General features: G+C 60.9%; 8 protein-coding genes. All 8 read right to left on the bottom strand.

All coding sequences use genetic code 11. From position 1 onward, the window contains the following. Window positions 1-433: 433 nt before the first annotated feature. The gene (locus AABA86_RS29945; RefSeq protein ID WP_212246851.1) at window positions 434-952 is read right to left on the bottom strand and encodes a hypothetical protein; all 519 of its coding nucleotides are present in this window, start codon (window positions 950-952) and stop codon (window positions 434-436) included. A 101-nt stretch (window positions 953-1,053) separates the two neighbouring features. Next, window positions 1,054-1,668, bottom strand: a complete 615-nt coding sequence (locus AABA86_RS29940; protein ID WP_212246853.1) for a toxin-activating lysine-acyltransferase — start codon at window positions 1,666-1,668, stop codon at window positions 1,054-1,056. A 953-nt stretch (window positions 1,669-2,621) separates the two neighbouring features. After that, the gene (locus tag AABA86_RS29935; RefSeq protein ID WP_338309357.1) at window positions 2,622-3,278 is read right to left on the bottom strand and encodes an imm11 family protein; all 657 of its coding nucleotides are present in this window, start codon (window positions 3,276-3,278) and stop codon (window positions 2,622-2,624) included. Between the two features lie 80 nt (window positions 3,279-3,358). Continuing rightward, window positions 3,359-3,694 carry a toxin-activating lysine-acyltransferase gene (locus tag AABA86_RS29930; RefSeq protein ID WP_338309356.1) on the bottom strand — a complete coding sequence of 112 codons (336 nt, stop codon included), beginning with the start codon at window positions 3,692-3,694 and terminating at the stop codon, window positions 3,359-3,361. Next, entirely contained in the window at window positions 3,691-4,098 is a 408-nt protein-coding gene (locus AABA86_RS29925; protein ID WP_338309355.1) for a hypothetical protein, read from the bottom strand. Before AABA86_RS29925 ends, AABA86_RS29930 begins: the two co-directional genes overlap by 4 nt. 9 nt (window positions 4,099-4,107) lie before the next feature. After that, window positions 4,108-5,571 carry an HlyD family type I secretion periplasmic adaptor subunit gene (locus tag AABA86_RS29920; protein WP_338309354.1) on the bottom strand — a complete coding sequence of 488 codons (1,464 nt, stop codon included), beginning with the start codon at window positions 5,569-5,571 and terminating at the stop codon, window positions 4,108-4,110. After that, entirely contained in the window at window positions 5,568-7,712 is a 2,145-nt protein-coding gene (locus tag AABA86_RS29915) for a type I secretion system permease/ATPase (RefSeq protein WP_445083496.1), read from the bottom strand. The genes AABA86_RS29920 and AABA86_RS29915 overlap by 4 nt, the downstream gene beginning before the upstream one ends. 1,334 nt (window positions 7,713-9,046) lie before the next feature. Further along, window positions 9,047-9,799: a hypothetical protein gene (locus AABA86_RS29910; RefSeq protein ID WP_338309352.1), complete on the bottom strand. Its 753-nt coding sequence runs from the start codon at window positions 9,797-9,799 to the stop codon at window positions 9,047-9,049. Between the last annotated feature and the right edge of the window lie 422 nt (window positions 9,800-10,221).

Here is a 10,221-nt window from a genome sequence, read left to right as displayed (position 1 = left end):
CACGTTCTTCTGAACCGGAAGGGTACTAGCGTACTTTGCAGACAATTGTTGATTGTAGGTCAGAGAGTCGAATGGACCGTCAATGACATTTTGGAGATTAGAACGAAAGAGAAACTGACCGAGCTTTGTGCGATCAAGCGAAACAGCGCCCGATCCAGCGCGTTCCACAAAGTCATTCGCAATTACGCTATTGAACACTCCATTGGTTCGTCCGTCGTAGAAGACTTTAAGTGTTGGTCGCGTCAGGCTTCCATCTGCATTCAGGCGATAGAGATTCTTCTCGTCAGTTAGAGCGCTCTTGAAAAAATCTTCAAAAGTAGCGAGCGAGACCTTGGTTCCGTTAAAGGAAGGAACACCGTTCGCGTCGAAGGTAACGCCTAGACCATACTTATCCGAAAAGGCTTGCAAAAGGGGATTGGGATAACCACGAATGTCAGTCATGGCGCCCCCCTTTTCCGGCAAGCAAAGTCACGCGGAATTTTTCGTCGAGGTCGTACGGCACAAATTGAATCTTGTCAGGATAGAACCCGACGGGATCACTCGTCTCATCTGAGTTGCTGTATTTGTATGAAGACCAGTAGTCGAGGAACAGCCTGCAAAACTCGTCCCTCAGAATCCGGATGGTGCTGTCGCTCGTGTCGGAGGGCACCTCGAAAATACGTACTACAAACGAGTTTCCGTGCTCGCCGGCGTATTTCTCGACGTACTCTCTCACCTCCGTTGGGTCCAAGGACCAAAGGCTGGCTCCGCCTTTGGCAAACTCATCCGCAGCTGCAAAGCTCGTTGTAATTGCAACCGTCGCATGCACTTCAAAATCGCCGGTCGGCGTCTTGAACCTGAACAGGTAGTCAAGGCCCCCCGTCTCTCGATCCATGTTGACTTTCAAAAACGTGATTGACGCCGTGCCGTCGTCGGTCTGGAAACTGTTGATGCGAGGAAAGGCGAGCCGCATTACGTTTCTCCGAAGGAGCGATCGTGGGCACAACCGCTTGCCACTTCTTGTTCTAGAATATTTCGTTGCTTGTTCCATCGCACCGGGGCTCCGGCCGAGGTTCATTCGCCTTTGGCCTTATCAGTCTCCCCCACCGGCCGTACCTTCATCTTCTCCAGCACCGCCGGATCAACGAGCTGGCTCACGATCGGATGGATCCGGACCGGCTTGTCCTTCACCACCTGCTTGAAATTCGCGAGCACGGCAGTGGCGACCTTCTGCGAGGGGGCGATGACGTCGAGCAGCCAGGTGGTCTCGCCGCTGTTCCAGTCCTCGGCCTTGAGGCGGACCGGGAATACGCGCGCCTGGATCTGCTCGCGGATCTTGGCGTCGACCTCGTCGGAGACGCTGGCCCAGATCGCGATGCCGGCAGTCTCCTCCACCTTGCCCTCGCCACCGGCCTTGGCGATGGCGATGCGGTCGCGGGTCATCGGCTCAACGACGAGGTGCATGACGTCGGCCAGGGTCTGGTTGCGGTAGCGCGGCAGGTTGAGCATGGCGAGGACGACCTCGCCGACGCCGGCCTGGATCCGCATCTTGAACGCGGCGATCTGCGCCAGCACTTGCGGATCGAGCGCGCGCTCTTTCTCTTCAGTCGGCCCGGCCGCAGCCCCGCCCTTGATCCCGTTCAATGCCGGCTTGCCGGCGGCCGCCGTCTCGTTCGCGCTCTTTGCCATAGGTCTCGCTCCCAAATTTCGATCCGCCCAATGGGCGTATTGCGATCATGAGGAAGTGAGCCTGCCGTGGCGGCCCGCAGCCCTGTCCGGGCCGCGTGTCTGCCGACGCAAAAAGACCGGTCACCTGCACACCACCCGCTCCGGTTGCACCAACGATCGGCACGGAAATCGGATGTATAATTCTGTCGCAGATCATCGGAAGCAGCCCCACTGCCCTCCTTCGGCGTTCATAGAACGTTAACCCGCATACAACTTCAAGACGAAATCGCGATATGCCCAAAAAATGTTACGCGATGTGCCTGTCCGTTGCGATTGGTATCTATTGACAAGTGTGGAGAAGGGAACTCGGAGGCTTTCAAGAGTTCGCCCGGGGTCGCTCAGCGCAAAGTGGCGAGGCCCGTAGCAAGCGAGCGACGGCCGCAAACGAAGCTGTGGCGTCACCGTTTCGTCGTACGACAAGGCTCGGCGGCCCGCCGTTGATGAGCCGGTCGAGCCATTCGATCACCGCGCATATTCAGCGACGGATACAAGGCCGCCATGCTCATGCTCAACGGGAGTTGTGTGCACTGTCACCCGCAATTCTTGCAATTCGTTCTGGATCGTTGACTCCGAGGAACTCGTTGTTTAGGCGGCGCTCCAGAACATTCAAATACTTGTTGGATTGTGGCGCGTTCTGATCGTAGAACAGTCCATCGAAAGCATCGACATGATTTCCGAAGTGCTCTGCCGTGCCGAGTACTGCGCCACCACGATTGCCCTCCGGCAAAAGAACGCCGTTGAGGCTGCTATTCTGATTGAAGTCCGCGCCTAGGTTTTGCGTAATCCAGCCGAGAGCCCTGGTCCAAAACTTATCACCTATAATGTGTGCCCCTTGAAATCCGTTGGTGTTGTTCGGATTGCGCGGAGTTATCAGGTCTTGAGACCTGTTGGACGCTGAATGTCGTCGAAGGCCATCAGACCGCTTCCTCTTTTTGAAGCGAAATACCCGTGAAGTGCTCGACCTCAAGTGCGGCACCTAACGCGTCGGACAGATTCGGTCCATAGATTAGGAACATATCGCTCCATGCATGCCTGCCGCCGATCTGCGCGTTGCTGAAAACGAGTTTGGGTTTCGCCTTGACGTCAAACCCAGGCGGGATTTCTTCTGGCTTCCAGCCGACCAAATCGTTCGCCGGTGTCCACCGCATCCCTTTGAACAGAACCATCGTCGTATGCGCGCGATCGACACTGTCAATCCGGTTGCATGCGACGAAGATGTACCGCTTTGCGAGAACGGCTCCATGCCCGTCGACATATTCGACCGGCAGGAACTGATGGACGCCAGGCTCGAATTTGTCGACGATCTCGCGAAAACGATCGGACACTACGAGCAAGCCACACACCGTGTCGACGTCTGGCACCGGACCGCTTTCCTGCCACTCCACCTTGGTAAAGACATGTTTTGGCTGGATCGGGCGACCTTGGTGAGCCGGATAGGTTGAGGCCGTATTCGCATCGAACCCGGCATCCGGCGTCTTGTCTGCCACCTCGATCTTGGAAACATCGCCATCAAGCGTCTTCTGCTGGGCGTAGTGGCCCAGCGTCGGCTTCGATCCCAGTGAGTAAACCATCAAGCAACCTCCAACGCCTGCTGAGTGTGGTCGTTTTCATTCGTCGATCCGCTCGACGATAGCCAACACTTAGCCTGCGCTTAGCTTTCCGTCTCTCCCGCCTCCCCCACCGGCCGCACCTTCATCTTCTCGAGCACGCCGGGATCGACCAGTTGGCTCACGATCGGGTGGATCCGCACCGGCTTGTCCTTCACCACCTGCTTGAAATTCGCGAGCACGGCGGTGGCGACTTTCTGCGAGGGAGCGATGACGTCGAGCAGCCAGGTGGTCTCGCCGCTGGCCCAGTCCTCGGCCTTGAGGCGCACCGGAAACACGCGAGCCTGGATAAGCTCGCGGATCTTGGCGTCGACCTCGTCGGAGACACTGCCCAGATCGCGATGCCGGCGGTCTCCTCGACCTTGCCCTCGACGTCTCATCCTTGACACTCCCATTCGGTTTTGCCGTTGGAACCGGCCAACCGAATCTCGGTGTAATAGGTCGAGATGCGATAGCTGCTGTGGCCTTGCGAAACCAAGTCTCGCCAGACCTCAACGAATATCTGCTTGTTAAAGTTAGCGTTGATACTGGTTGCCCTGTAATTCTTCTCCCCCAGCGATGTGGAAAGGCGGTCGAGCTCCAGCGCGCCAGTATCCGGATGTGCCTTCTTGATCTTGTCCTCGCCGTAGTCGTAGGAAGCGACAAACGGCACTTCGATCCCGTCGACAATCAACTTGAAGTGGGTCGAGCGCTCCATAGGAGGCTCGTCGCGCACCCACTGAACCGCCAGACCACTTTCCAAATGCGTCGAACGTCGTAGGTCCCGATCAAATCTGATCATCATGCAGTCCCCTCACCGCTCCCTCCCGGCCTCATCGAGTGATTGCGTGATCGGCGACAGCAGATATTGGATGATGCGCCGCTCGCCGGTCTTGATCTCGGCCTGCACGGACAGGCCGGGGCCGAGCGTCTGCTGGCGGTCGCGGATGCGGATGCTGGTCTGCAGCAGGCGGATGCGCGCTGCGTAGACGAGGCCGGGCTGGACCGGCCGGCCCTTGTCGTCGCGCTGCGGCTGGCCGTTCGATTGCGACAGGTCGATCGCATCGCGGCTGATGCTCTCGACGATACCCGGCACCAGGCCGTAATCGGTGAAGGGAAACGCCTCCAGCTTGACCCGGACCGGCTGGCCCTCGCGGACGAAGCCGATGTCCTTGTTGAGGACCTGGGCTTCGACCTCGATCTCGGCGCCGTCGGGCACCACCGTCATCAAGGGCTGGGCCGGCTGCACCACGCCACCGATCGTCGCGACCACGAGCTGCTGCACCGTCCCGGCGACGGGCGCACGCAACGCCAGCAACTCACGCCGCCGCGTGGTCTTGCGCAGATCCTCGGCGGCGAGCTGCGCCTTGTCGCGGGCCTGGACCATCTCGGTGACGGCGGTCTTGCCGAACGTCTCGCGCAGCTTGCGGATCTCGGCTTCGAGCGCCGTCATCGCGGCGCGCGCCCGCGTCACATTGGCGAGTTGCACGTCGACGTTCTGGACGTGCTCGATGCGTTGCTGCTCGTATTCGAGCAGCCGCAGCCGCGCGAAATTGCCCTGCTCGGTGAGCTGCCGGCGCGCCTCGAGCGATTGATCGACGAGCGGGAGCGTGAGGCGCAGCTTGTTGATCTCGACCTCGGCGGAGGTCAGCTCGGCCGCGCGCTGCGCGATCTGCTGCTGGAGGCTGGCGACCTGCGCCTCGTATTCGGCGATGCTGGCGCGGACATATTGCTCCTCCACCGCGACCATCGCCGCCGGCGCCTCGTCCGGCGCGACGAAGCCGGTCGGCCGGCCGTCGAGATAAGCGAGCAGGGCCGCGTTGCGGGCCTGGATCAGCCTCGAAGCCTGCAGGTTCTGGCGCGCCTGCGCCTCGTCGGCGGTCGCGAGCGTCGGGTCGAGCTCGACCAGAAGCTGCCCCTCCTCGACGTGCTGGCCGTTGGAGACGTGGATGGCGCGCACCGAGCCGATCTCCATCGGCTGGATGGTCTTGACCTTGCTCGACGGAATGATCTTCCCGCTCGCCACCGCCACGACGTCGACCGTGCCGATGACGGACCAGACCAGCGCGGCCGTGAAGAAGCCGCAGGTCATCAGCAGCAGCATGCGCAGCCCCGGGCTCGGCGGCTTCTCCATGATCTCGAGGGCGGCCGGCAGGAACTCGTGATCGGACAGCGGCCGCCGGTTGCGGTCGGCCTCGTTCTGCATGCTCCAGCTCGCCCGCAGCACGGCCCAGTGCCTGGCGACCGTCGGAAAGCGCGCGGCGACCCATGCCGTCACGTGCTGCGCCCCATCTGCTTTGTGTAGAGCTGGGCATAGCGGCCGCCCGAGCGCAGCAGCGTCTGGTGGTCGCCGGTTTCGGTGATCTCGCCGGCCTCGACGGTGACGATCCGGTCGCACTGCCGCACCGCGGAGAGGCGGTGCGCGATGATGATGACGGTGCGGCCGCGGGCGATGCCGGCGAGATTGTGCTGGATAATCTCCTCGCTCTCGGCATCCAGCGCGCTGGTCGCCTCGTCGAGGATCAGGATGCGCGGATTTCCGATCAGCGCCCTTGCGATCGCGAGCCGCTGGCGCTGCCCGCCCGAGAGATTGCCGCCCCGCTCGTCGATCACCGTGTCGTAGCCGTGCGAGAGCCCGAGGACGAACTCGTGAGCGCCGGCGAGCTGAGCGGCGGCGATGACCCGCTCCATCGGCATCGTGGTATCGGCCAGCGCAATGTTCTCGCGTACCGAGCGGTTGAACAGGATGTTCTCCTGCAGCACGACGCCGATCTGCCGGCGCAGCCATGCGGGGTCGACCAGCGCGAGATCGACGCCGTCGACCAGCACCCTGCCCTGCTCCGGAACGTAAAGGCGCTGCACCAGCTTGGTCAGCGTCGACTTGCCCGAGCCGGAGGGGCCGACGATGCCGATCATCTCGCCCGGCTCGATCGCGAGCGTGACGCCCCGCAAAGCCTCCGGCGCATCGGGACGATAGCGGAAACGAACCCGGTCGAAGTTCACCGCGCCCTTGATCGGCGGAAGGCTCGCCCGGTTGGGATTGTGATCGGGCTCGGCCGGCGCGTTCAAGACGTCGCCGAGCCGGTCGACCGAGATGCGCACCTGCTGAAAATCCTGCCAGAGCTGGGACAGGCGCAGGATCGGTTGCGCGACGCGCCCGGAGAGCATGTTGAAGGCAACCAGCGATCCGACCGAGAGGTCGCCGGCGATGACCGCCTTGGCGCCGAAGAACAGGATCGCAACCGTGGTCAGCTTGGACACCAGCTGGATCAGATGGCTGCCCCAGTTGGCGAGCGTTGCGACCTGAAATCCGGTGCTGGTGTAGCCCGCGAACTGCTTCTCCCATTTCGCCCGCATCTGCGGCTCGACCGCCATCGCCTTCAGCGTGCCGATGCCCGTGACGCTTTCGACGAGGAAGGACTGGTTCTCCGCGCCGCGCTTGAACTTCTCGTCGAGACGGGCGCGCAGCGCCGGCGTCACGATTACCGAGATCGCGACATAGAGAGGAATCGACAGCGTGACGATCAGGGTCAAGAGCGGACTATAGGCGTACATGACGCCGAAGAAGACGATGGTGAAGAAGAGATCGATCACGACGGTGACGGCGTTCGAGGTCAGGAATTCCCTGATACGATCGAGCTCGCGCACGCGGGCAACGCTGTCGCCGACGCGGCGTGCCTCGAAATACGACAGCGGCAGGTTGAGCAGGTGCCGGAACAGGTGCGCCGAAAGCTCGCTGTCGACGCGATTGGTGGTGTGAGCAAACAGCCAGTTGCGCAGCGCCGACAATCCGGTCTCGAAGATCAGCACCGCCGAGAGCCCCACCGCCAGCACGTCGAGCGTCGTCAGCGATTGATGGACGAGCACCTTGTCGATGACGAGCTGGAAGAAGATGGGCGAAATCAGTCCCATCAGCTGCAGGAAGAAGGACCCGATCAGCACGTCGCGCAGCGGCCCGCGATATTTCACCAGCGCAGGAATGAACCAGCTGATGTCGAAGGGCCGCGTCGCCCCCGCCATCAGCTCACGCGTCGTCATGAGGAGCAGCCGCCCGGCGTACCGACCGCAGAAATCGTCCGCCGACAACACTTCGGGACGTCCGCCATCGCCGCGCTGGATCAGGAAGCGCGATCCGGCCGGCTGCTGGTCGACCTTAAGCAGAACGACGGCCTCGCCGCCCTCCAGTTCGGCCAGCGCAGGCAAAGGAACCTTGTGAAGCTCCTCGGGTGCCGCAGGCTTCACCTTGGCGACGATCTTCAGCCGCTTGGCGATCCGGGCGAGGTCTTCAAGCTGATATCGCACGCCCGGCGAGCCATGGTCATGAGCGATCTGGCCAGCGTCGGCCGGGACACCAAGGAATTTAGCTACCAGAATGAAGGAAAGCAGCGACGCCGGAAGATCAGGCTCATTGCCGCCCATTATGTCGGCGGCCTCGTTAGGCGCTTTCGCAACTGCGATGGTCATGACCCAGACTTCACACCCAGCCAGAACAGTCGGGATCCCAACCTGGAACCATTATGCAGAGCTTGCTTGGTCCCTCGGCTATTCATCGACATGCGCAGCAGATCGAGACAACAACTTAACCACGGATGATACAATTACATACATCTAACGTTGTTCAATGGGCAAGCCAAGCCCTCGTTCGTGGCTCCCGACGAAGGTCGAGGTAACCATATGATCGATCCCAGCGGCATGGTGGAGGCGCAGCCGAGCGAACGCGGCCGGTCAGGTCGGACGAGCCTGCCCCGCGATTGACGTTGAGGTCGGGAGTATTCGCAGGGAAGTAGAATGCGTTGGCGATGACGAGCGCGCCAGGACTCGAACGTGGCAGTCGCTGATTTATGAGTCAGCTTGCCTATCCAAGTGCGCCGTGCCTTTCGTCAATGGGGTCGCGACACACACGATGAAACCCGTCGACCACCCTCAGATCTCCGCCACCGACACAACGCTGGCGAAATCGAGAACGCGACGGAAGCCACCCCACACTGAAAGACCTTTTCCTTCTTGCTCGATCAGCAGAGCCACGCGCATGCGCGACGAAGGATGACGCCTTCAACCTTCTGCAACTGCTGGTCGCCAGCATTCTCCTCCCGGCTTTGGAAACATCGATTGTGCTCAGGGGTCCGCCGGGGAGCCACCTGCTCACGTGATCCGCAACGAGATTTTCTTTGATCTCCCGGTGCGCACATCGTGCACACGCGGCCTCCGAACCAATTGAAAAAAATGAACTCTCGCTCCAATCCATCATGGGGGCCACGAAAAACAAAGACCCCTAAGATTCAACGGCTTCGCCCCAAGTATCCGATGGAGTGAGCATAAGAAGCGGCCTCTCTCAGCTATCCGGCTAAAGATAAACATCCATCGCCCAAGCAGAACGGTCCGTTCAACCATTGATCCGAGACTCAATGACTGTGAACCGCCGGCTTAAATTTGGACACCCCACTATGCATCGATCAATAAATCTGTCTGAGTCACTTCATAGGGGGTAACGGCGCGTAAGAATTGACGTCAGAAGGTCGCGCCGCCTTCCGGCTCGTGCGTTGCAAGGAAGCTCACCGCCATCTTCGCGGACGATGCCATAGCCGATCCAGGCCAAGCCCCGTGCTGCCCTCGCCGATCTGCTTAGTCGTAAAGAACGGCTCGAAGAAGCCGCTGATGTGATCCCTATCGATTCCCGGGCCGCTATTCGAAATTAGCGGAGCCGCAAGGACGGTGGACGCGGAAGGCTCCCACATCTGTAACGATGGGACGCTTCAAATCAGCAAGTCATGAGGCGCGGGTACAGCGGCGTGATGCGGAACGTTATGAACAGGGGCGACCGCGTGTTCGTCCAGTGCATTAGGGATCAATTTGCCGATGATGTGGAGGTCCTCTTCCTGACCGGGCGAAACGTGCGGACTGGGCGGAACCTCAGCTACCGCGCCGAATGTGGGAGGAGTCGCATTGTTATCGAAGCGAAACACCAATTCCGCGCCGCCACCCGGCGCGAGGCCAGCCTCAGTCAACTCTGTGGCTGCCGCCTTTGCAGGCCCCGGTTCTGAAACGTGCTGTGAATCACCGCGGCCCTCGCTACCGGCCGTTGCGATGTTCGGCTCAGCGAGCTCAGCTGCTTCAGGTGCGTCTGCAAGAGTTGAGTGCTCCGAATGGCCGCGTTCCACGCCATCGGCTTCTGCCGTCTTCGCTGAAGCTGGCGAAGCATCCGGAGCCGGGAAATGATGCTCGTTGTCGTTGCCGAAACTGTGCTCTTGCATAGAACCAGCTTCAGCCAGCTCTGTGGCTGCCGCCTTTGGAGGCCCGTGCTGTGAGTCACCGCGGCCCTCGCTACTACTGGCCGTTGCGATGCTCGGCTCAGCGAGCTCAGCTGCTTCAGGTGCGTCTGCAAGAGTTGAGTGCTCCGAATGGCCGCGTTCCACGCCATCGGCTTCTGCCGTCTTCGCTGAACCTGGCGAAGCATCCGGAGCCGGGAAATGATGCTCGTTGTCGTTGCCGAAACTGTGCTCTTGCATAGAACCAGCTTCAGCCAACGCCGTGACCGCCTTTGCAGACCCTTTCTCAGAAGCGTGCTGTGAGTTACCGCCGCCCGCACTACCGGCCTTTGCGACGCCTGGCTCGCCAGGGTCGGCTACTTCCGGTGGCTTTGCAGAGGCTGAGTGCCCCGAATTACCGTGTTCCACGCCATCGGCTTCTGCCGTCTTCGCTGCCCCTCGCGAAGCCTCCGAAGCGTGGGGATGATGCTCATTGTCATTGCCGACGCCATTCCCCCGTACGAAACCAGGTTCGGTCAACTCCGCTGCCGCCTTTGCAGGCCCTTTCTCAGAAGGGTGCTGTGAGTTACCGCCGCCCGGGCTACCGGCCTTTGCGATGCCTGGCTCATCAGGGTCGGCTACTTCCGGTGGCTTTGCAGAGGCTGAGTGCCCCGAATTACCGT

The organism is Bradyrhizobium sp. TM233 (assembly GCF_036247965.1).
Classification (GTDB): domain Bacteria; phylum Pseudomonadota; class Alphaproteobacteria; order Rhizobiales; family Xanthobacteraceae; genus Bradyrhizobium; species Bradyrhizobium ottawaense.
The sequence above is the reverse complement of the archived record's forward strand: the minus strand, read 5'-3'. Positions and strand labels throughout refer to the sequence as shown.